The 22436-nt window shown below is 39.9% G+C and carries 20 protein-coding genes; 8 read left to right on the top strand and 12 right to left on the bottom strand.

Annotation, left to right across the window (positions count from 1 at the left end; genetic code table 11):
* Positions 1 to 20 precede the first annotated feature (20 nt).
* Positions 21 to 1832, bottom strand: a complete 1812-nt coding sequence (locus J2Y37_RS13025) for an ABC transporter substrate-binding protein (protein ID WP_349033091.1) — start codon at positions 1830 to 1832, stop codon at positions 21 to 23.
* 14 nt (positions 1833 to 1846) lie between these two features.
* A complete protein-coding gene (locus J2Y37_RS13020) occupies positions 1847 to 3631 on the bottom strand; it encodes an ABC transporter substrate-binding protein (RefSeq protein ID WP_349033090.1) in 1785 nt (594 codons plus the stop codon).
* Positions 3632 to 4288: 657 nt separating this feature from the next.
* Between J2Y37_RS13020 and J2Y37_RS13015 the strand changes: the two genes are divergently transcribed.
* The 5 genes from J2Y37_RS13015 (at position 4289) to J2Y37_RS12995 (ending at position 9633) form a co-directional block, all read left to right on the top strand.
* Positions 4289 to 6967, top strand: a complete 2679-nt coding sequence (locus J2Y37_RS13015; protein WP_349033089.1) for a TonB-dependent receptor — start codon at positions 4289 to 4291, stop codon at positions 6965 to 6967.
* A 164-nt stretch (positions 6968 to 7131) separates the two neighbouring features.
* Positions 7132 to 7839: a TonB family protein gene (locus J2Y37_RS13010; protein ID WP_349033088.1), complete on the top strand. Its 708-nt coding sequence runs from the start codon at positions 7132 to 7134 to the stop codon at positions 7837 to 7839.
* A gap of 40 nt (positions 7840 to 7879) precedes the next feature.
* Entirely contained in the window at positions 7880 to 8755 is an 876-nt protein-coding gene (locus J2Y37_RS13005) for a MotA/TolQ/ExbB proton channel family protein (protein WP_349033087.1), read from the top strand.
* 11 nt (positions 8756 to 8766) lie between these two features.
* Positions 8767 to 9192 (top strand): biopolymer transporter ExbD, encoded by a 426-nt coding sequence (locus J2Y37_RS13000; RefSeq protein ID WP_004669976.1) that lies wholly within the window; start codon positions 8767 to 8769, stop codon positions 9190 to 9192.
* Between the two features lie 21 nt (positions 9193 to 9213).
* Entirely contained in the window at positions 9214 to 9633 is a 420-nt protein-coding gene (locus tag J2Y37_RS12995) for a biopolymer transporter ExbD (protein ID WP_349033086.1), read from the top strand.
* 75 nt (positions 9634 to 9708) lie between these two features.
* On the opposite strand, the gene bioD is transcribed toward J2Y37_RS12995, so the two are convergent.
* From bioD to J2Y37_RS12965, 6 genes are all read right to left on the bottom strand, one after another.
* Positions 9709 to 10365 carry a dethiobiotin synthase gene (gene bioD, locus J2Y37_RS12990; protein WP_349033085.1) on the bottom strand — a complete coding sequence of 219 codons (657 nt, stop codon included), beginning with the start codon at positions 10363 to 10365 and terminating at the stop codon, positions 9709 to 9711.
* Positions 10362 to 11150, bottom strand: a complete 789-nt coding sequence (gene bioC / locus J2Y37_RS12985; protein WP_349033084.1) for a malonyl-ACP O-methyltransferase BioC — start codon at positions 11148 to 11150, stop codon at positions 10362 to 10364. Before bioC ends, bioD begins: the two co-directional genes overlap by 4 nt.
* Positions 11147 to 12301, bottom strand: a complete 1155-nt coding sequence (locus tag J2Y37_RS12980) for an 8-amino-7-oxononanoate synthase (RefSeq protein ID WP_349033083.1) — start codon at positions 12299 to 12301, stop codon at positions 11147 to 11149. Before J2Y37_RS12980 ends, bioC begins: the two co-directional genes overlap by 4 nt.
* On the bottom strand, positions 12288 to 13583 hold the full coding sequence (gene bioA, locus J2Y37_RS12975; RefSeq protein ID WP_349033082.1) for an adenosylmethionine--8-amino-7-oxononanoate transaminase: 1296 nt from the start codon (positions 13581 to 13583) through the stop codon (positions 12288 to 12290). Before bioA ends, J2Y37_RS12980 begins: the two co-directional genes overlap by 14 nt.
* Positions 13584 to 13906: 323 nt before the next feature.
* The gene (locus J2Y37_RS12970) at positions 13907 to 14629 is read right to left on the bottom strand and encodes a hypothetical protein (protein WP_349033081.1); all 723 of its coding nucleotides are present in this window, start codon (positions 14627 to 14629) and stop codon (positions 13907 to 13909) included.
* Positions 14630 to 14675: 46 nt separating this feature from the next.
* Positions 14676 to 14999 carry a DUF6176 family protein gene (locus J2Y37_RS12965; RefSeq protein WP_241322876.1) on the bottom strand — a complete coding sequence of 108 codons (324 nt, stop codon included), beginning with the start codon at positions 14997 to 14999 and terminating at the stop codon, positions 14676 to 14678.
* Positions 15000 to 15134: 135 nt separating this feature from the next.
* Between J2Y37_RS12965 and J2Y37_RS12960 the strand changes: the two genes are divergently transcribed.
* Positions 15135 to 15707 carry a peroxiredoxin gene (locus tag J2Y37_RS12960; protein ID WP_121930148.1) on the top strand — a complete coding sequence of 191 codons (573 nt, stop codon included), beginning with the start codon at positions 15135 to 15137 and terminating at the stop codon, positions 15705 to 15707.
* A 49-nt stretch (positions 15708 to 15756) separates the two neighbouring features.
* Here the strand turns inward: J2Y37_RS12960 and bfr are convergent, their stop codons facing one another.
* Entirely contained in the window at positions 15757 to 16221 is a 465-nt protein-coding gene (gene bfr, locus J2Y37_RS12955) for a bacterioferritin (protein WP_004669950.1), read from the bottom strand.
* A 354-nt stretch (positions 16222 to 16575) separates the two neighbouring features.
* On the opposite strand from bfr, the gene J2Y37_RS12950 reads away from it, so the two are divergent.
* Positions 16576 to 17631: an aldehyde reductase gene (locus tag J2Y37_RS12950; protein WP_349033080.1), complete on the top strand. Its 1056-nt coding sequence runs from the start codon at positions 16576 to 16578 to the stop codon at positions 17629 to 17631.
* 53 nt (positions 17632 to 17684) lie between these two features.
* Here the strand turns inward: J2Y37_RS12950 and J2Y37_RS12945 are convergent, their stop codons facing one another.
* Positions 17685 to 18605 (bottom strand): alpha/beta hydrolase, encoded by a 921-nt coding sequence (locus J2Y37_RS12945; RefSeq protein ID WP_349033079.1) that lies wholly within the window; start codon positions 18603 to 18605, stop codon positions 17685 to 17687.
* A 149-nt stretch (positions 18606 to 18754) separates the two neighbouring features.
* On the opposite strand from J2Y37_RS12945, the gene J2Y37_RS12940 reads away from it, so the two are divergent.
* On the top strand, positions 18755 to 19285 hold the full coding sequence (locus tag J2Y37_RS12940) for a helix-turn-helix domain-containing protein (RefSeq protein ID WP_349033078.1): 531 nt from the start codon (positions 18755 to 18757) through the stop codon (positions 19283 to 19285).
* Between the two features lie 34 nt (positions 19286 to 19319).
* Here the strand turns inward: J2Y37_RS12940 and ligA are convergent, their stop codons facing one another.
* The gene (ligA, locus tag J2Y37_RS12935; RefSeq protein WP_349033077.1) at positions 19320 to 21347 is read right to left on the bottom strand and encodes an NAD-dependent DNA ligase LigA; all 2028 of its coding nucleotides are present in this window, start codon (positions 21345 to 21347) and stop codon (positions 19320 to 19322) included.
* 74 nt (positions 21348 to 21421) lie between these two features.
* Positions 21422 to 22435, bottom strand: coding sequence for a cell division protein ZipA C-terminal FtsZ-binding domain-containing protein (locus J2Y37_RS12930; RefSeq protein WP_349033076.1), 1014 nt, complete (start codon positions 22433 to 22435; stop codon positions 21422 to 21424).
* Position 22436: the final 1 nt, after the last annotated feature.

Genomic DNA, 22436 nt, shown 5'->3' with positions numbered 1-22436 from the left:
ATGACTCCAGTTCTTTATTTCTATTTCTTCATATCAATATCGATGTACATCCATTCCGCAGGAAGAATGGGATGCTTTTTAAAACCAATCACACGAGGTTGAGCCAAGATGTTTCGGTAACGAGCACCGATCACCTGTACGGGCATATAGACTTCCAAGACACGTGACATTTTTCGATATAAGGCATCACGTTCTGGACTAGGTGGCAGCTTCTGAGTTTGTTCGTATAGGTGGTCAAATTCAGGAATTTCGGCACAACTGTTGTTACTTACATGAACGTTCTTGCCATAAAAAAGCTGCATAAAATTATCTGCATCAGGATAGTCCGCAATCCAAGCAGATGTTTTGAACATGGTTTTGCATTGTTTTTCTAACTTCAGTGCTTCTGAAAATGGCAAAGATTTGGTGGTCATTTGGATATTGAGACTATCCAGAATTTTTTTCCAAAACTCCGCTTGTTGCTGACTTCTTAAATTATTTCCAGAGATCGTCATATCAATTACAAGCGGCTTTCCATTCGGCAGCGTTCGCCAACCATTTGCACTCACCTTGTAGTTATAACGATCAAGCAACAGATTGGCGGCTTTGACTGAATACGGAATACTGCTTCTATAATCAGGGTCGTAGCCGACTACACCATCTGGGATCAGTGCTTGTAATTTTTGGGCATCCCCTTTTTGCAAAATATTGATATAGCTGTCGGCAGAAAAAGCCATCGCCATGGCACGGCGGAGTGCAATTTTTTCTTTACTCAACCCACCCACAACTGGGTTTTTCATATTCCAATAGTGATAGTCAATGGATGGATCAACGATACGAGACAGTTGCACACCTTTTTTCACCAATTCAGGTTTCAACTCACCATTCTGCAAAGCCTGAACGGTCAACTCACCATCGAGCTGAAATAAGTCCACCTCATCTTTACTAAAGGACAGCCAACGTGACTGTCCCTCTTCCATCACTTGGATATCGATGACACCAATTTGCGGCATCTGTTTGCCTTGCATGGCTTGAACTATTTTTTGGTCTTCGGCAGAACTCGCCTTAAAGTTCCAAACAAAACTTCGGAAGTTCGGATTGGCTTTTAAAATGATGCGTGACCCCGGTGTCCAACGAGCCAGCATATAAGGACCTGTGCCCACAGGATGTCCCATGGCAAAACCAGCTTTGTTTCGATACTTTTCGATCACCTCTCTGGCAACTGCGCCAGCAGGTTGATGCGCCAAGATCATCGGGAAGTTTTGATCAGGGCTGGTCAGTTGAATCACTAAGGTATAGCGATCTGGTGTCTGTAGGCCGACAACAGGTTGATCGTAATTAAATTTTCCTGTTTTTTGTGCTTGCTTCAGCACTGCATCCATTCCCGCAATACGCCCATCTAGCAACCAACTGTTAGGTGAACGCAAGTTTGGATCGAGCAAACGCTTAAAGGTATAAGCATAATCAGCCGAGCTTAGTTCCCGCTTTTTCCCTTTAAATACAGGATCATCAACAAAATAAATACCTTTCTGGATTCGAATGGTATAGGTCAAACCATCTGCACTAACCTCTGGTAAACCAATTGCTGTTCGAGGCACTAATTTTGCAGGTGAAGCCAAATAATCATAGGTAAATAAGGTTTCAAAAATAGAACCATTCACATGCGCAGAATATAAGTCGTGTACACCCGCAGGATCAAAACCTGTTTCTGCGACGGGAAAGACATAACGCAATACTTTATTTGGATCGGCTGGGCTTTTGGCAGCAAACAGTGAAGTTGAAAGCGTTGCCGTGAGCCCAACACAAATTGCCAAACCATAGCGTGTTAACGAAAGTTTAAAATTTTGCTTCATCTTGAACTCATCACTTATTTTTGACGCGGTGAAGCAATATCTAGATATTGCCAGTTGGTATTCATGATTGGATGGGCTTTGAAGCCTTGCACATGGGGCTGAATGACCCAGTTTCTTATGCGAGTGTCTTGAAGAATAAAAGGGTGATCTGCTTCGATTTGTCGGCTCATTTTTTCATAAAAAGGCATACGCTGTTCTGGTGCGTGCTGCATCGCCTGTTTATATAAAAGATCATAAGCTGCTGACTGATAACAAGATTGATTCGCGCGTCCAACGTTAGGACCATAAAGCAATTGGGTGAAATTCTCTCCTTCTGGATAATCGGCATGCCATGCACCACCCCAGATCATGTATTGGCATTGAGTTGCCGCTTTTAAGTTATCGGCAAAATTACTGACTTTAAATTCTGCTCGGATGCCAATCGCATCTAAGTTTTTCTTCCACAACTCAGAGTACATAACTGAAGCTGAGCCACTTTCTGTATTAATTTTTAAAGTTAAAGCGTTGCCATTGGGTAAAGTACGATAACCATCCGCAGCTTTTTTATATCCAAAATGATCCAGCAGTTTATTGGCGAGAACAGGGTTGTAACCAATGCTGCTACGATAATTCGGGTTATGACCATTTACACCGGCGGGAACCAACATTTCTGCTTTGACTGCCTGCCCCTTTCGTAAAATACGGATGTATTCATCCAAATTAAAAGACATCGCTATGGCACGTCTTAATGCGACTTTATCTAAGCTTTTCCCACCTATGATCGGGTCACGCATATTCAGCATGGTATAAGTGATTTCAGCTTCTTTATTCGGATAAAGGAGAATACCTTGCTGTTTCATCTCAGCTTTTAATTGATTATTTTGATCCAATACTTTGGGAACTGAGCTTGAAGTTAACTTATCAAAATCAAGTTGCTTGGATTTAAAGGCTAACCAACGTGACTGCTCTTCTTCGATAATACTGATGTTCACCTTGCCGATTTGCGGCATCTTTTTGCCAGTCATTTCTTTGACAAGCTGATTATCCCAAGCCGTTCCCGTTGACTTATAATTCCAGACAAAACCACGATAATCAGGATTTGCGACCAACTCTATTTTGCTACGAGGAACATACTTGCTGAGCATATATGGACCTGTACCAACAGGATGCATACCCAAACGGTCTTTATAATATTCAACCACTTCACGAGCAACTGCACCAAAAGTGCTATATGCCAAAATATAAGGAAAGTTATAATCAGGTTGTGTCAGTGTGAATTGAATCGTATAACGGTCTAATGCCTTAATTCCCTCAATCGGCGCATCATAATCAAATCGACCAGACTTCTTCGCCTGATCAACCAATACATTTGCACCCACAATTTTATGATCAATAAAAGCAAATGATGAGGAGTGATTTTTAGGATCTAAAATACGTTTAATCGAATAAACATAATCCTCTGCAACCAACTCTCTGCGCTTGCCTTTGAATGCAGGGTCATTGGTAAAATAAATTCCTGGTTTTATTTTAAAAATATAAACTTTGCCATTTTCTTGAATGATTGGCATGCTCTCTGCCGTTGATGGCACAAGTTTTACTGGACTAGCCAAATAATCATATTGGAGTAACCTTTCAAAAATAACATCAGCAACATTCCCACTATAGAAATTGAAAGTTTTAACCATATCAAAACCATCATCGGGGGCTTCAAAAGCAATTCGAAGCACTTTGTCCGCTTGTGCTGGTGTTTTGGCATATCCAATTGAGGCAAATGCAATAATGGTTGAAAACAAAGCAACGCTAGAAAATTTAGACTTCAACTCAGTGCTCACATCATCGTTTTTCAGTAAACGCTAGTCTTTCGAATAGCACCCAATCACTCAACGATTTGACCATCTTCATTTAATCAAATGATATTTCTAATGAAATTTAAAAATTGATTATTTTTTACCATTCATAAAAATAACAAAGATGGAAGAATCATTTCCATGACGGAAAAACCACTGCCAAATTCATGCCACTTTTCAAATAAAACACTTAACTAGAATCAATAATTTTTAATAAGTAGTCTAAAAATATAGATTTCTGCATGTTAATTAAAAGTAATATTATGCAAAGATCATTTTTTGATATTAATTCACGCTTCAGAAAACAAAAAAATACAAATGCATAATTTTAAATAAATAAATATTGTTCCGCACCAAATAAAAGCAACACCCAAACATCCTGATTCATTTTAATGCGATATAAAAAATCATGATTGTTGTAGAAAAATGACAATAAAAATATTTTTTGTATATTGGTTGTTTTTTTAATAATTAGTAAAAATATGAAACGCTTATTAGATAAAACTAGAACGCTTTTACACAATTTAATCTAGACCAATTGAGACCTAAAAACGGTATTTGGCACATGTCTTGCTAAAACGATTTTGTTCATTCTTTAGAGTGACCGTCTATTTAGGGGTTATAAATTCAATGAAAAATACCAATTTCGTTCAATCTAGTGCTCTGCCAAAAGCGAGCAAAAGCATACTAAAACTCAGTACCCTGAGCCTAAGTATGTTGTGTTTAACAATGACCCATGCGGCCGAAACAGAGTCACCCACAGATGAGAAAGTGACCAAAGTCGTAAAAGTTGCAGTCACGGGTTCATCGATCAAAGGTGTTGCAGCGCAGAGTGCTTCTCCAATTACGGTGATTAGAGCAGATGATCTTGCAAAGCAAGGCGTAACGACTGTCGAGGAAGCACTAACTAAAGTTAGTGCCAATCAAGCCGGTTTCTCAACTGCCCAAAACGTTGGAGCAAGCAATACAGAAGGGTCATCTGCTAATTTACGTGGACTAGGCACAGACAAAACATTGATTTTGCTCAATGGTCGCCGTTTAGCTTATAGCCCTTTCAGCACATCAACCACAAATATCAACATTATTCCAATGGCAATGGTTGATCGTATTGAAGTTTTACGTGATGGCGCTTCCGCGATTTATGGAGCAGATGCGATTGCAGGCGTAATTAACTTTATTACAAAAAAACAATATGAAGGTTTTAATATCAGTGCAGGTTTATTCCAACCAGAACAAAGTGGTGGCGATAAACAAGATATTTCTATTTTCGGTGGTTATGGTGATCTAGACGAACAAGGCTTTAATCTCATGGGCGTGATTGATTATCGCCGTGCAAATGACATCATGGCAAAAGATCGTAAGGCTAGTCGTCGTGGAGGTGTGCTCCCTGAGCTAGGAATTGATGCTGGTTCTGCAAATGGCTTCCCAGCAAACTTTCGCGATCCAGTGACAGGAAAACTTGGCAATCCTTATGGCAATGCGAATTGTAATGATACGCCAAACGTTGTTGCAGATGGTGGATTATGCTTTTTAAATACTCAAGCGTTGATTGCTGTTGTTCCAAAAACAGAAACTATCTCTGCTTTAGGTCGTGGTACATTTAAATTAAACGACAATTTTAATGCAATTGGTGAATATGTTTACTCACGAAATGAAGTGACCACTTCAATTGCACCTGATGTTTATAGTCGTTCAGTTACAATTCCATCGACAAGTCCATATTACCCAGGCAATGGTATTACGCCAGGCGTTAGTGGTTTAAGTGGCGAACCACTAGAACTCTATTTACGTGCACAAGCGGGCAATCGTATGTCCAATCCTGTCAATGAAACACATCGAGCTTTAATTGCCTTAGAAGGCGAAGCATACGGTTGGGATATCAATACAGGTTTGTCTTATGCACGTAGTGAAGCAACAGATGGCTTTGCTGGTGGTTATTTAAATAAAAGTAAGCTACAAGCTGCTCTCAATAACGGCACAATCAACCCATTTGGTCCAAGTGAAAATCAAGAGCTTTGGAAATCATTTGAAGTTAAAGGTGATACGAATATAGGTAAACTCACCGCTACGACTTTCGATTTTAATGTAAGTCGTCCAATCTTTACTTTACCCGCTGGCGATGTGGGCTTTGCCCTTGGTGGTAGCTTTAGTAAACAAGACTGGAAAGCAAATGTTAATTCTGAAATCGTCAGTCAAGTTCCTGGTAGTGGTATTGACCCAACTAAGCCAGAAAGTAAGGGTAACCGAGACATTACAGCTGTCTTTACTGAATTACATGTTCCAATTACCAAAACTTTAGAAGCACAACTCGCTGCTCGTTACGATGACTATAGTGATTTTGGTGACACCTTCAATCCAAAAGTCGCTTTCCGTTGGGAGCCTTTAAAACAGTTAATGTTCCGTACTTCGTACAGTACAGGTTTCCGTGCACCAAGTTTATACGATATCAATGCACCGCAAAGTAAAACCTATACAGGCGCAAAATATGATGACCCTGTACTTTGCCCAGGCGGGAAAGCAATTTCTGACCAATATCAAACAGAATGTAATACCCAATTCTATCGTACTCAAGGCGGTACAAAAGGCTTACAACCTGAAGAATCAACCTCTATTACTGCTGGTTTTGTAGTAGAGCCTATCAAGAACTTAGTGTTCTCGGCTGATTATTACAACATCAAAATTGATGGTTTGATCAACAGCATTGGTGAAGCCATGATTTTTGGTGATCCAGGAAAATATGCAGATCGCTTTATTCGTGGTGCAGATGGCCGTCTTGAATATATCAATAGCGCATTAACGAATATGGGTGGTGTTAAAACTCAAGGTGTTGATTTAGCTTTAAATTATATTTCTCCAATGACTACAACTGGTCGCTTTGGCTTTGGTATTGATGGCTCATATGTCATCAAGTATGACCGCCAAGAAGAAAAAGGCGGTACATGGGAAGGTTATGCAGGTGCATATGATGACCCAGCGATTTTGCGTTGGAAACATGTTGCTAACCTAAACTGGAGCTATGAAGACTGGAAAATGGTGTTCGAGCAAGAGTTCTACCGTGGTTATGAAGATCAAAATGCAACAGGTGATGAGAAATATGATCAACACCGAGTTAGTGATTACACGCTTTACAATATTTCTGGTACTTACAAGGGCTTTAAAAACTTAGAGCTTACTGGCGGTATCAAAAATATATTTGATGCTGACCCAGCTGCATCTAATGTGTTAGATAACTTCCAGTATGGCTATGATCCTCGCTATAGCGATATCACAGGTCGCACTTACTTCCTTCGTGGTACTTATAAATTCTAATGTGTTTTCCCACTACAACATGACATTGCTCGTGTTGTAGTGGCTCACCGCAATCCTCTCATTCATAACAGAATAAGAATAGTTTTTATAAACCGATCGTCTCGTTTAAAAACGTTCATTTTCTATTTTTCAGTGAATAGATGATTACAATTTCAGGAGCAATTATGGGCATACCCTTTGCTGAGAATGAAAATCAATCTGCCAAACGTTTCATCGGTCTTGGTGTGGTTTTATTTCTACATCTCGTGATCGCCTATATTTTAGTAACAAGTTTAACGACTGCAACGATCAAGCCTGTCGAGAAACCTGTCGAACTACAGATTATTCAAGATATTGAACCGCCCCCTCCACCACCTCCACCAAAACCAGAGGAAAAACCACCTGAACCACCAAAAATGGTAGAGAAAGTGGCAAAAATGCCTGATCCACCAAAACAAGTGGAAAAAGTAACACCTGTTGCCAAACCAACGCCTACGCCACCTGTACAAAATGCAGTTGCGACTCCTACAGCTACGCCTGTTGTCGCAGCACCCAGTCCGAGTCCTGTTGCAGCACCAATCGCCGCACCTGCTCCTGCACCCAAACCCGCTGGGATTTCACGTGGGGTATCCGAAGGTAGCGTAGGTTGTAAAAAACCAGACTATCCACGTGAACAAGAAATGGCTGGCGAAGAAGGTACGGTACGGATGCGTTTACTTGTCGATGGTTCTGGAAAAGTCATCGATGCCAAAGTTAATAAATCGAGTGGTGTTAAAGCGCTAGATCGAGCTGCCACTAGAGCATACAGCTTATGTTCATTTACACCTGCCATGAAAGATGGTGTTCCTCAACAAGACTGGTATGAAATCGAATACACATTCATGATTACTTAAATCAATGAATGAATTAAACAAATTTTTTGGAGAATTTAAAATGAATAAAACAGCAAAACATATCGCTCGATTCGCAGCTATTGGTTTAATTTCAACCAGCACTTTACTCCCAATCAGTACAGTGTGGGCTGAAGAAACCGCCCAAACAACGCCTGTAACCACAGTCGTGGCGGATGAAACCGCGCAAACGACAGCAACACCTCCTCCACTTCCAGCAACTGAACAAGAAGCTTATAACCCTTATGGTTTAGAAGCACTTTGGCGTGAAGGCGATGTTATTGCCAAAACAACACTGTTTATTTTGGTATTGATGTCGATTGGTACGTGGTACATCATTTTTTCTAAAGTATTCCAACAAAGTAAAGTTAAACGCCACGGTATAGAAGCTGAACGTAATTTTTGGGAAGCAGATACGCTCAATAGTGCCAAAGAAAGTTTAAATCCAAGCAGTAGTTATCGATATATCGCTGAAAAAGGAATCCACTCAACCAAACACCACGATGGCTCTTTATTAGAAAGAATTGATTTCAACACTTGGGTGACGATTTCGATCCAACGTGCAATTGAAAAAGTACAAAGCCATTTAGGTAATGGTTTGGCATTTCTGGCAACGGTTGGTTCTACAGCGCCTTTCGTTGGTTTATTTGGAACAGTTTGGGGAATCTATCACGCCCTGACAGCCATCGGCATCTCAGGGCAAGCCTCTATTGATAAAGTCGCAGGTCCTGTTGGTGAAGCCTTGATCATGACCGCAATTGGTCTTGCTGTCGCAGTTCCTGCGGTACTCGGTTACAACTGGCTGACTCGTCGTAATAAAGCAGTGATGGACAATGTGCGTTCGTTTGGTTCGGACTTACATGCTGTTTTATTGAGCGGTGAACTCAATGGTAATCACCCAAACCGTGATTCTAAATAAGGAATACGATAATGGGCATGATGATGAATTCTGGCCAAGATGACGATGATGTCATTGGTACGATTAACACAACACCGTTGGTTGATATCATGCTGGTTCTGCTGATTATCTTTTTAATCACTGTTCCAGTTGTCACACACACAGTGCCTGTGAAACTTCCTGAAGAAAAAAATACGCCTTATGCCACCACACCTCAAAATATCCAACTTTCAGTCAATAAAACTGGCGATATTTTTTGGAATGAACAAAACGTTGCAGATAAAGAAACATTACTTGCACGTTTACAAGTTGAGGCGCAAAAGCGCCCTCAACCCGAGGTTCATATCCGTGGCGATCAACTCACGCATTATGAAGCGATTGATCAGGTGATTAGTACCACCCAACAAGCGGGTATTGGCAAAATTGCATTTGTCACGACTCCGCCTAGTTCACCTTAATCAGACGATAAGGAGTTAGTCATGGGTATGAATGTTGGTCCAAAAAGTAGTGAAGATGATGTCATGCTTGACGTCAACATGACACCATTGATTGATGTCATGCTGGTGTTATTGATCATGTTCATCATCACGATTCCGATCCCAAACAACGCCATTAATATTAATTTACCAAATGGTACGCCTCCACCGCCAACAGATCAAAAACCACCTGAAACCATCAATCTTAGAGTTGATGCACAAGGTCAGATTTTTTGGAATGATCAAACGGTTGCTGATCGCCAAGCATTGAAACTTTTGTTTGGATCTGTTGCTCAAAAAGCAGATCAGGATCAGATTAAATTTAAACCTGATCCTCAAGCAGAATATAAAAATATTGCGATGGTCATGGCATTAGCCCAGCAAAGTGAAGTCACTAAAATTGGGATCGTGAGTAATAACTAGAAAAATAAACACTATAAATTAGGCTTCACAATTCTAAGTTCCTCCTCCGCTAACAAGTTCGCTTGTTAGCTTTTTTTATTTTGTGTTTTCGTCGAATTTCTCCAATTCAATCCATTGAGCATTAGGAAAATGCTTTGCTAAATAAGCCTTTAAATAATCCGCCGTATCTTTAGAAATCAATGGATCTTTCGATTCATCTTTTAAGTTATACACCAAAGCATGCAAACTCAAACCACGCTGTTTTAATGCTTCCAAGCTTAATAAAGTATGATTAATACTGCCTAAACGCCCAGAAGTCACCAAAATCACAGGAAATTGATGCTGCACAATATAATCAATGGTCAATAACTCTGTGGTTAAAGGCACCATTAAACCACCAGCACCCTCCAATAACACCACATCAAAACGCTGAGTAAGTTCTTTAGTTGCAGCTTCAATCTTGGCGAAATCTAACTCACGCCCATCCAAACGCGTGGCTAAATGCGGTGATGCTGGATAAGTAAAAATCTCAGGCATGGTCAATTTTTCATGGTCTTCTTGAAACCACCCAGTCCCCATAATTTCACGATGTTTTTCGATATCCTCGGACACATCCACATTGCCCGTTTGCACTAGCTTTTGAGTAATGACTCGCTGTCCTTGTTCTGTCCAAAGTTTGGCGAGATAACCTGTGGCATAGGTTTTACCAATCTCAGTATCAATACCGCTGACAAAATAAATTGCTGCACTCATGCTGTTCTCCGCGCAATCACATACATAGGATGGTAAGTCAGACGAAAACCATGCTCATCATGAAATTGTTGATAATCGGAATAAAACTGTTGTAAGGATTGTTTGGTCCAGCGATGCGATTTTGCTGTCGCAGTCACGCCTGTCGCTTTTAGATGCTGCAAAACTGTTTTAGGCTGATCAAAATACAGATGCTTTTGCTCTTGCTGTATCAATAAAATCTCAAAACCATTTTCTTCTAATTGTTGTTGTAAGGTCTCTAAAGAATAATAATTCAAACCTTGTCCAGTCAGTTGCTTGATCTCAATTAAGTTCTTTGCCCCAAATGTAGAAAAACCGAAATATGCATTTGGTTTTAATGCGGTATGAATCCGTTTCAATAATGCAGGAAGATCAACCATCCATTGCAAAGCAGAACTGGAAATAACGGCATCTAATGATGTTGGTAAAGCAAGTTGTTCAATATCGCCAATCAACCAATTAACTTCAGGCCTCCCATTTGTAAAGGGGAGATTTAGAGGGGATTCCACATCAGCAAAATGCTGCTGCACGTCTTCATATAAATCATTTAAAAACAGTTGCTCAACCTGAAAATAGGATTGGAATAAATCGGTTAAATTACCAGAACCACAACCAATCTCAAGTACTGAGGCTAAAGATTCGGGACAATGCTTTTTGAGATATTCAAATAGCTGTTCACTAATCTGCTTCTGTACCACAGCATGTTCAACATAACTTTGCCCAGCTTTGGCAAAGCGCTGCGCGACCAGTGTTTTATTTAAACTCACAAACACTCCACCAATTGTTCCAATTCAGTTTTTTGCACCAGAGAAGTCAATGAAATGCGTAAGCGCGAACTATTCTGCGGCACAGTCGGCGGACGGACTGGCATGGCATAAAAGCCTTGTTGCTGTACATATTTCGCCTTTTCAATCGCTGCCTGACTTTCGCCGACAATAATCGGAATGATATGACTACTTGATGGACTTGAAAAACCTTTCGTAATCACCGCCGTCTGTAGATACTGACTGATTTCAGCCAAGTGTTGACGTTGTTGCTGCATGCTCAAAACTTTGTTAAACATAAAATCTGACCACGCCATCGAAATCGGGGGTAATGCAGTACTAAAAATCAGCGGACGCATTTTATTGATGAGATAATCACGGATAATTGGATCACAAATAATATAACCGCCTATTGAAGCAATAGCTTTACCGAAAGTCCCAACGAGGAAATCAATCTGATCAAGCACCCCATATTGCTCAGCACAACCTAGTCCTTGCTGACCTCTCACACCTATGGCATGAGCTTCATCAACATATAGCATGGTTTTATGGAAACGTTGTTTTAACTGAGCCAATGCAGCTAAATCGGTTTCATCACCATCCATGCTAAAAATACTTTCAGTCACCACGATAACGCGTTCAATCCGTTCATCTTGATGATACTTTTGCAATAACTGTTCCAAATGCTGCAAATCATTATGCCGATAACGTACATGTTGCGTAGTGGATAGTCTAATACCATCAATCATACTGGCATGAACCAATTTATCCGCCAAAATCACAGTTTTGCTATCACATAAAGCAGGTAAAATGCCGATATTCATGTGGTAGCCACTATTAAATAACAATGCAGCACGACCAAATGCTTTGCTTAGACTATTTTCAAATTGTTCATATTCTTCAAAATTACCTGTCAGAAGTCTTGAAGATGAGGAACTAAACAATGCCCGTTCTATTTGCAAAGTATCGAGAAATTCCTCTCTTAAATCTAAATCAGCTGCCAAACCCAAATAGTCATTGGAGGCTAGATTCAGCATGGTTCGATCTTGGATCGTAATCCATCTGCCTTGCTGTTGATTCGAGGTAAATTGACGAAAATTGCCTTGCTGTTTGAGCTGGTCAAGCTGCTCGGCATAATGATCAAGCAAGGACATTAGCATTTTCTCCTTGCATATTTTTAACTACTTCACTCAACTGCGCTAATAAATAATGCAGCTCATCATCAGTGATGACATACGGTGGCATCACATAGACCAATTTTCCAAAAGGTCGCACCCAAATGCCACGCTCAACAAATTGCTGCTGTAAGGTTTTCATATCAACGTTAGAGGTCAATTCAACCACACCAATCGCGCCTAAAACACGTACATCTGAGACATGATCAAGCTGAGCTAACGCATTGAGTTGCTGATTTAAAATATTTTCGATGCGCTGGATATTACTTTGCCAATCTTGAGAAACTAATAGTTGTGTACTTTTAAGTGCAACTGCACAAGCCAAAGGATTCGCCATAAAAGTTGGGCCATGCATAAACACGCCAGCCTCACCACGACTAATGGTTTCAGCCACCTCTTTGGTGGTTAGGGTCGCAGATAAAGTCATGTAGCCACCCGTTAAACCTTTGCCAATACACATGATATCGGGTTCAACTTGCGCATGTTCCCAAGCAAACATTTTGCCCGTACGACCAAAACCTGTAGCGATTTCATCAAAGATCAACAATAAATTGTACTTCTCACACAACGTCTTAGCTTGGCGCAAATATTCAGGATGGTAAAACCGCATCCCCCCTGCACCCTGCACAATCGGTTCAATAATCAGGGCAGCTATACTGTGATGATGTTGTTCAATTTGCTGTTTGAGTTCTTGAATATCTTGTGGATTCCACTCACCATCGAATCGGCTTTGCGGTGCAGGCACAAAAATTCGATTTGGTAAACTGGTACCAAATATCTGATGCATCCCCGTGACAGGATCACAGACTGACATCGCATTCCAAGTATCACCATGATAGCCAGAACGCGTGGTAATAAAATTGGTTTTCTCAGGTTGATTCAATGCAGCCCAGTATTGCACTGCCATTTTCAAAGCCACTTCAACGGACACCGAACCTGAATCTGCATAGAAGATTTTATCTAAGCTCGGCGGGGTAATGTTTAAAAGTAATTTGCCTAACTCAATCGCTGGTTCATGGGTAAAACCGCCAAACATAATATGCGCCATGTTCTGCAATTGATCAGTAACGGCTTGGTTGAGTTCAGGGTGGTTATAACCATGAATCGCACACCACCACGAAGACATACCATCAATCAAAGTGCGACCATCATCCAACTCAATAGTCGCCCCATAAGCACGTTTGACTTTGAACGTTGGTAGTGGATTTAACATCGAAGTATAAGGATGCCATATATGTTCTAAATCAAATAAATCGGTCATCCCCTATTCCTCATTCGTTAAATTAAATCTTAGTTATATCGGGGTCTTGCCGAGTGCTCATTCATTTCCAGTATAAGCCTTCGGCTCGACCTACTTTTCTTTCGGGAAAAGTAGGCAAAACCATTTGTCATCCACAAAACCTGTTCACTTTCACCATATTTTTAATTTAATCGCAGAAATCACATTTTATTGATACCGCGCAGGTTGTGGATGACGTTTCCGCGTATCAAGTTTCTGGTTAAATATTTAGAGCTAAACTTATTAACATATTAAACCTGTCAAAATCTAAAATACATTGCGAGAAATTTCATTTCTCAACAAGATTAAACCGTCTGCTGAAGAAAATCCTCAATTATTTGCACAGTTTCATCAACCATAAAACATGGGAAACCATGTGATGCACCACCAACCGAAACAACAGATTGATTCTTTGCAGCCAAATTACGCACATTCTGTACAACTTGGTAAGGAACTAAGGCATCAGACTCTGCAAACACGTGCAACTGAGCACCTTGATAATTTTTATAGATATTGACCAGATTTAACTGCTCCAACAATTGTAACCCATGCTTAAGTAATGCAATCGGTTGTGGCTGAATCAATTTTTGCATTGCCAAAAAATCTTTTTTCGCAGAACTTGCACCTTGACACACCAGTAGTCCGAACCGTTTTAAGGTGGTAATCGCATCTTGCTCAAATGACTGCTTAAACTGCATAAAAGTCTCGACGGGCATCGCCGTCATCCAATTTTCTTGGGCGACAAAACACGGATTTGAAGCTAGCGTAATTAAAACCTTTTGCTCTGTATATTGCTGCTGGATCAAATTGACCAATAATGTTGCAAGTTCACCGCCTAAAGACCATCCCACAATCACATCATATTTTCGTGCAAGTTCAACATGCTGTTCTAAAACATCGTCATCAAAAGCATTAAAAATATTGATTCGCTCAACCTCATATCCTTGTTGCGCAAAAGCATCATGTAAAGGTTTTAATAATTCAATGCCACCGCCCCATCCTGTGATGAGTAAAATCTTGTGCTTCACCTTATGACCCAATTATGCAAACTTTCAAAATTATAACCTGTTTTTTCTAATCATTATTTTCCAAATCAACCAATAACGTCGCAGGAATGACACGTTCCCAATTTTGTTTAAACTGTTTATGAACTTTATCAATTTCGAAAGGGCTGTTGCGTGCAACTTGTTGAGCATGTGCAATATCATTTGCACGCATATAAGCAAGTAGATAATTATTTCCATCAAGTTCAAGATGGAACCAAGATTCTATTTTCACACCTTCGGCTTGGAGTGTTTGAATGGCTTCATCTTTTCGTTGTTCAATTTCTATTTTCCAAGCATCAACATTTGCTAGCGTGTCTTGCTTCAATTTAATTAACACTGCACCGACATCCACTCTATTTTCCTTTTAGTTATACTTCATTTAAATTCAACTATATAAAACAATCAAAAGCCCTGTAAAGAATTTACTCATACATCAAATTTTTAAATTTGCTAAAGTAAGCGTCTACCACACTTTGAGATCAAGATAATGGCTACGATAAAATCCAAAGTTCTTATTCTATGTAGTTCTCTTATTTTACTTAGTGCGCCAAGTTTAAGTAGTGCACAAAATACCTTATTTTCTAAGCAAAATACCGCCCAAAAAGAATGGGTCGGACAATCTGCCCCTGATTTCAAACTACAAGATCAAAATGGCAAATGGCATACCTTAAGCCAATATAAAGGCAAATGGGTGGTACTCTATTTCTACCCTAAAGATAACACCGCAGGCTGTACTGAAGAAGCCAACCAATTTAAATCACTCTATCCACAATTTTTAAAGTCGAATGCGGTTGTATTGGGCGTGAGTTTAGATGACGTTGCTTCGCATCAAAAGTTCTCTGAAAAGTTAGGCTTGCCCTTCCCAATTTTGGCGGATGAAAAAGGCACGCTTGCCAGTAAATTTGGCATCGTCAGAAATTTAGGCATAACCAAAATCGCGAAACGAGAAAGTTTTCTCATCGATCCACAAGGTGCGATTCTGTATCACTATACCAGTGTGAATACACAGACCCATGCGGATCAAGTATTGAAAGATTTAAACACTGCTCAAAAGAAATAAATCACAAAAAAAACTCAGCGATTAAGCTGAGTTTTTTGATCTATAAATCTTACATTTGCGATTGAATATAGTTCTGCAAACCAATCAATTCAATTAAACGTAATTGCTTTTCTAACCAATAGGTATGATCTTCTTCAGTATCAGAAAGCTGCTGGCGCAACATATCACGGCTAATATAATCGCCTTTTTCTTCACATAGCTTAATACCAACCGCAAGTTTCTCACGAACATGATATTCAAGCGCTAAATCTGCTTTTAAACAGCTCACAACATCTGTACCCACATTGATGTCTTCGCGATTCATATTCGGTTTTGCTTCCAAAAACAAAACTCGACGAATGATTGCATCAGCATGAGAAGCTTCTTCCTGCATTTCATGATCAATGCGTTCATAAATCTTACTCAAACCCCAATCTTCATACATTCTTGAATGAATTAAATATTGATCACGAGCAGCCAATTCACCGCCAATGAGCATATTTAAATAGTCGATGACTTCTGGATTGCCACGCATAATACTTACTCCTTTCGAATACATTTATTATGAGCAACTTAACCTATAATTGCAAAAAAAATTGTGTGTAAGTTTATGATTTTTATAAAATTAAAATGAGAAACATACGCATTTACAGTTCTAATTAACCCAATTTATTGAAATAAAATAAGCCTTTGCAGTGGATGAACCCTTTTGTATCACCATGATTTCACTCAAAACGCTATATTTTGTTTTTTTGTAACGATTGGCAATGCTTCTTATTCAATTCATGATTTGATCAAAATAGCTAAAAAAAAATCATTCAATAGTTGTATGTTCACATAAAACTGGTTAAATAGAATCATTTACAAAAACACGATGTGGATATACAAAATGAATAAAAGTAAACCAATCTTAGTCACTGGGGCGACAGGTTATATTGCGGGTTGGATTATTGAGCGTCTCCTAAATCAAGGATATACCGTTCATGCAACCGTTCGAGACCCGTCAAAGAAGAATAAAATTCAACATCTTTATGATCTCGCTGAGCAGTCATCTGGACAAATCCACTTTTTTAAAGCAGACCTACTCGAATCAGGTGCTTTTGATGAATCAATGAAAGGCTGTGAAGTCGTGATTCATACTGCCTCTCCTTTTGTTGTCACCAACTACAAAGATGCGGTCAAAGATATTATTGAACCTGCCGTGATTGGAACAGAAAACGTATTGGACAGCGTAAACCGTACTGAATCGGTAAAACGTGTGGTTCTCACCTCAAGCATTGCATCAACCTATGGCGATGCTGTCGAAATTCTAAATACATCAAATAATGAGTTTGATGAAAGTCACTGGAACAATACCAGTAATGAAACCCACCAACCTTATCCTTATTCAAAAGTCGCAGCAGAACGTAAAGCTTGGGAAATGGCTGAACAGCAAAATCGCTGGGATTTGGTCTGTATTAATCCAGCGCTGGTCATGGGTCCTTCATTAACCGCAAATACTCAATCAGGCAGTGTCGAAGTCTTACAGCAATTTGCCAATGGTATGACCTTGCTCGGTGTACCACCGATGTGGAATGGAATCGTTGATGTTCGTGATGTCGCAGATGCGCACATTCAAGCAGCGATCAATACTAATGCGAAAGGACGTTATATTATTAGCGGCGGCACTTTAAGTTTATTGGAAATGGGGAAAATCTTACGTCAGAGTTTTGGCAATAAATTTCCTTTCCCGCGAAATCAATTGCCTAAAACAGCGTTTAAATTATTTGGACCATTGGCTGGGTTTTCCAGATCATTTGTTGAACTAAATATGGGCTATCCAATTTATTTTAATGCACAAAAGAGCCAACAAGAACTTGGGATTCAGTACCGAGACATCGAATCAAGTGTTGTTGAACACTTTCAACAACTACTAGATGATGGTGTAGTGCGAAAATATATTTAACTTATCAAAAAGCCGCTTTTTAAAAGCGGCTTTCACATCTTTTATTAGGTTATTTAATCGCAGATTAGTTTTTTTAAAAACTCAAGTTGATACTGAATATTTTGTTGAAAGCTCGGTTCAAAATATGGCTCAAAATGATTTGCATCTAATAACTGGTATTCAATATGTGGATTATTTATTTTTTTGATTTTCTCAAGATCAAAAGGTGCTACAGAATCTCGAATAGCCCCAATTAATAAAGTCGGTATTTGAATTGTTTTTAAGTGGCGAATCGGCCGATACATGCCAATTGTAATCACTGAACGTGCGGTTACACGATTATCATAATCATCAATAGACGTCCCTAATTCATTATAATTTTTCACCAAAAAATCATAAGCTTGATCTCGATTCATGGTTGCAAATTGATGTGTAGGTGCGATCACAGGAATATAAGTCCGTGACTGAGATGGCAAATAGTCTTGAATCACTTTTAAGCCAATTTTCAACATATCTTTAACGGAATTGGCGAGAACGGCTCTTACCCCATCTAGCATCGGGACATGGGCAATCGCCCCCAACAGATTAGGGTATTTTGCTGCGAGATCAATTACATGCCCACCACCAAAAGAAGTCCCCCAAATCACTATTTTATTCGCATCAATCTCTTCTAAACGCTGTAAATATTGAATCGCCTGCTCAGCTTCACGAACACGTAGCCACGGTGAAATTTGATTTCGCGGTATACCTTGACTTCTCCCCCAAGTCGAGTAATCAAAAGTCATTACGGCATAACCTATTTGCATAAATGCTTCAACAAAAGGCAAGGTCAATAAATCTTGTGTTCCGCCCCAACCATTCAACATCAAAATGACTGGATATTTTCGTAAAGCCCCTTCATCTGGATAATATATTTTTGCAGCACATTTATTCCCATTAGGTGAATAAAAGCTTACCTCTACACTTTGTTCAAGCACATGTTGAAATGTCCCCATAACCTTACTCCGCGACCAATCTTAAATGACGGTCAAGAAATATACAAAAATCTTAAACACTATTCAAGATAAAATTATAATGATCTGTAGATTTTTAAAAATAGTCGAACCACTGTAAAATAAGCTGTTAAATATTTTGAGTTTAAACAATGGCGCGCAATAAACGTATTATTCAAAACACAGATGAAAAGAAAGCAGAAATTATTGCCGCTGCACGGATGTTATTTCTTGAAGTGGGTTACGATGCAACATCTATGTCAAAATTAGCAACAACTGCAAAAATCACCCCAAATACGATTTATTGGTATTTTAAAGATAAAGATGAAGTATTGACGCAAGTTCTAAGTTTAGAATTTATCGCTCGTTTGAATGAGTATCATAACCAATCTTTTACCAATCATACCCAACGATTATTATGGGTCATTCAGCAACTCGAAAGTGTCAAACACTTGATTACGACTGTACATAACCGGTTGGATTACTCTGAAGAAATTAGAGCATTGCATGAAAGTTTTCATCAAATTATAGAGGGTTTATTGTCTATTGAACTCCAAAAAATGGGAGTATCTGCATCAAAAATAGATGCCACTACTCAAATTATTGTTTTTACAATCGAAGGTATTCTGTCTCATGGCTTAACGGATAAACGCAAATATGAAATTTGTGAACTTCTCATGTAAAAACTCATAGAGAAGTTCACACCATATATTTTCATCAAGCTTCGTACTGCACCAAGAATTCCAAAAATTCTTGTTCATTCAAAATGCTAATACCCAATTTCTGTGCTTTCTCTAACTTACTACCTGCTTTTTCGCCAGCAACCACACATTTGGTTTTACTCGACACACTGCCACTCACACGAGCACCCAAGGCTTGAAGCTTTTGAGTTGCTTCATCACGCCCCATCGTTTCTAGCGTACCAGTCACCACCCAACTTTCTCCATTTAACGGTTGGCGTGTTGGTGCTGTTGGTGCATCCCAGTGAATCCCCGCAGCCAATAAACGGTCTAAAACTTCTAGGTTGTGCGTCGCTTGGAAAAAGTCTGCAATCCACTCTGCAGTGATATCACCAACATCAGGTGTTTTCTTTAGTGCTTCAACATCGGCTTGTTTTAAAGCTTCAAGTGTTTGAAACGTATTGGCAAGCATCCGTGCTGTCGTTTCACCGACACCACGAATTCCCAATGCATAAATAAAACGCGCTAAGGTGGTTTTCTTACTGGCTTCAATCGCATCAATCAGATTCTGGACAGACTTCTCGCCCATTTTTTCAATGGTCAGTAGCGTCGTCCGATGTTCATGCAGGTGATAAATATCAGCAACGTCTTTCAACAAATCAAGGTGTAAAAGTGACTCCACCCATCGATCACCCAAGCCTTCGATATCTAAGGCTTTACGAGATACAAAATGACGGATCGCTTCAATACGTTGCGCAGCACAATACAAACCACCAGAACAACGTGCTAAAGCTTCGCCTTCTGGCATGACCACTGGTGAATCACACACTGGACAATTCGTAGGGAGATGTACGATTTCTGCATCGGCAGGTCGAAATTCAGCCCAGACTTTCTCTACTTTAGGAATCACATCACCACTGCGATATACGCTGACCGTATCTCCAATGCGCACATCCAAACGATGGATTTCACCAATATTATGCAAGGTCACGTTGGATACCATCACGCCACCAACATTCACGGGGCTAAGTCTTGCAACAGGAGTCAATGTGCCAGTACGCCCGACTTGCCAATCAATATTTTCAACTTTAGTAAGTGCAGCTTGTGCCGGAAATTTATAAGCCGTGGCCCAACGTGGTTCGCGACTGAGAAACCCAAGTTGCTGCTGCTGTTTAAGGCTATCAACCTTCACCACCATGCCATCAATTTCAACTTTTAAATCTGGGCGCTCTTGCTGAATCTGTTCATAGCGTTGCTGTACTTCATCAATCGAAGCACAGAGAAATTGTCGCTCTGCGATTTCAAATCCAAATTTAGTCAACCAATGTAAACTATCATGCATGGTCGGCAAGTTATGATGTGGCTCGCATTGCGCGATTCCATAGGCATAGAACGCCAATGGACGCGATGCAGCGATATTTGGATCTAGCTGTCTTAGGCTTCCTGCGGCGGCATTACGCGGATTGGCAAAGGTTTTATGACCTTTGGCTTCTTGGTCTGCATTGAGCTTTTCAAAGCCTTGCTTTGGCATCAACACTTCGCCACGCACTTCTAAAAATTGCGGAATCGCTTGATATTGACTGGATAATACTTTTGGTAAATTACGAATAGTTTTAACATTTTGAGTGATATCTTCACCCGTCTCCCCATCGCCACGGGTCACGCCTCGAACCAGTACACCCTGTTCATACCACAATGAAATCGCCAAACCATCCAGTTTTAATTCTACGTCATATTGGACTTTTTGATTTGGTAAACGCTCATCAATACGGCGGGCAAAAGCAAACAAATCTTCTTGATTAAAGACATTGCCCAAAGACAGCATCGGCACCTTATGCGTGACGCTTTCAAATTTAGAGAGTGCTTGCCCACCGACTTTATTGGTTGGTGTATCTGCCTGAACAAGCTCAGGGTGTTGTTGCTCTAAAGCTTTAAGTTGATGAAATAAATGGTCATATTCACTATCTGAAATGGATGGCTGATCCATGACATAGTACGCATGATTGTGTTTTGCAATGAGTTGAATCAATTGACGCATTTGCTCAATCACTGAATTTTGTTCCATTTGTTTTTCACCATATAAAAGGGCGGAAAAACCGCCCTATAAAACATTTCACTGAATTTATTATAAAAGATTAATCATGTTGTTGCTTGATTTGGACGATAATCAATCACATGATGACGCCAATGTTCTTTCAGCTGCGGCGTGAACTCCAGATTATTTTCGTCATAGACTTTGCCATCCACTTCACGTGCAATTAAGCCCGCAATACTGGTCATCATGTCATAACCAGTGACTGCCTTGCTATTTGGCAATGCCAAGAAAAATGCCAAACCTTGCACTTGTTCAGTCGACAAGGTTTCCAAATCAAAACCAGCAGGACCATGATCCGTAATACGTAATACAGAGAACATCAATGCACTTGGTTCATCGGTATTTTCATAACGATGGAAACATGACATCTCACCAAAACGTAGACCATATTTAAGTAAAACTTTTAATGCCTTATCACCGGATAACGCACGGCGTGGGTTTGGATAGACATTAAGGGCGATAATCTGTTCAGCCGTTGCTAATGCGCTTTCATCATCATAACGTTGCTGCTCATGCAGATGTACATCCAAAATATTACTCTCGCCTTCAAAGTCAGCGATTTCTACAGTCTCGATATTTGGATTTAAGCTCAGTTCTGATTCAGGCTTGGTTTCCCCATCCTTTTCCATGGCCTCGGTTTCTGCTGATGCGACTGGCTCTACTTCTACAATTTTTTCTAATTGCGGCTCAGGTGTTTCAAGCTCACGGATGGGATCAACATCAACCTGTACCACTGGCTCAACCTCTACTGCTTCAGTAACTACAGTGGTTTTTTCTTCAACTTCAGCCGCTGCAATAGGTATAGCAACTTGCGGTGCCTGCTCAGTCGATTCAACCTTTAAACTTGGTTCAACGCGGTCTGTCTCAATCTTCACCTGATCGTGTTGTAATTGATCACGCACATGACGTGGAATGACAGGCTGATTACTTTCAGGGTTAATATGCAAATCAGTTTCTAATGAAGGCTCAACTGGTTTAGGTTTTCTTAAAATCATGGTTAGGCCAACGAGCATAATCACAACGGCGATAACAATGCCTATTATTGTATTCATTTCCATA

Origin of the sequence: Acinetobacter sp. 3657, assembly GCF_031456775.1 — a bacterium.
In the GTDB taxonomy this organism is placed as follows: Bacteria; Pseudomonadota; Gammaproteobacteria; order Pseudomonadales; family Moraxellaceae; genus Acinetobacter.
This window is presented reverse-complemented; position numbering and strand designations above follow the sequence as displayed.

Coding starts and splice junctions, on each gene's coding strand:
- J2Y37_RS13025 (WP_349033091.1), bottom strand. CDS start 1,832: ATGAAGCAAAATTTTAAACTTTCGTTAACACGCTATGGTTTGGCAATT.
- J2Y37_RS12945 (WP_349033079.1), bottom strand. CDS start 18,605: ATGGGGACATTTCAACATGTGCTTGAACAAAGTGTAGAGGTAAGCTTT.
- J2Y37_RS12940 (WP_349033078.1), top strand. CDS start 18,755: ATGGCGCGCAATAAACGTATTATTCAAAACACAGATGAAAAGAAAGCA.
- J2Y37_RS13000 (WP_004669976.1), top strand. CDS start 8,767: ATGGGCATGATGATGAATTCTGGCCAAGATGACGATGATGTCATTGGT.
- J2Y37_RS12980 (WP_349033083.1), bottom strand. CDS start 12,301: ATGTCCTTGCTTGATCATTATGCCGAGCAGCTTGACCAGCTCAAACAG.
- bfr (WP_004669950.1), bottom strand. CDS start 16,221: ATGCGTGGCAATCCAGAAGTCATCGACTATTTAAATATGCTCATTGGC.
- J2Y37_RS13010 (WP_349033088.1), top strand. CDS start 7,132: ATGGGCATACCCTTTGCTGAGAATGAAAATCAATCTGCCAAACGTTTC.
- J2Y37_RS12960 (WP_121930148.1), top strand. CDS start 15,135: ATGGCTACGATAAAATCCAAAGTTCTTATTCTATGTAGTTCTCTTATT.
- J2Y37_RS13005 (WP_349033087.1), top strand. CDS start 7,880: ATGAATAAAACAGCAAAACATATCGCTCGATTCGCAGCTATTGGTTTA.
- bioD (WP_349033085.1), bottom strand. CDS start 10,365: ATGAGTGCAGCAATTTATTTTGTCAGCGGTATTGATACTGAGATTGGT.
- J2Y37_RS12930 (WP_349033076.1), bottom strand. CDS start 22,435: ATGGAAATGAATACAATAATAGGCATTGTTATCGCCGTTGTGATTATG.
- J2Y37_RS13015 (WP_349033089.1), top strand. CDS start 4,289: ATGAAAAATACCAATTTCGTTCAATCTAGTGCTCTGCCAAAAGCGAGC.
- J2Y37_RS12950 (WP_349033080.1), top strand. CDS start 16,576: ATGAATAAAAGTAAACCAATCTTAGTCACTGGGGCGACAGGTTATATT.
- bioA (WP_349033082.1), bottom strand. CDS start 13,583: ATGACCGATTTATTTGATTTAGAACATATATGGCATCCTTATACTTCG.
- ligA (WP_349033077.1), bottom strand. CDS start 21,347: ATGGAACAAAATTCAGTGATTGAGCAAATGCGTCAATTGATTCAACTC.
- J2Y37_RS12995 (WP_349033086.1), top strand. CDS start 9,214: ATGGGTATGAATGTTGGTCCAAAAAGTAGTGAAGATGATGTCATGCTT.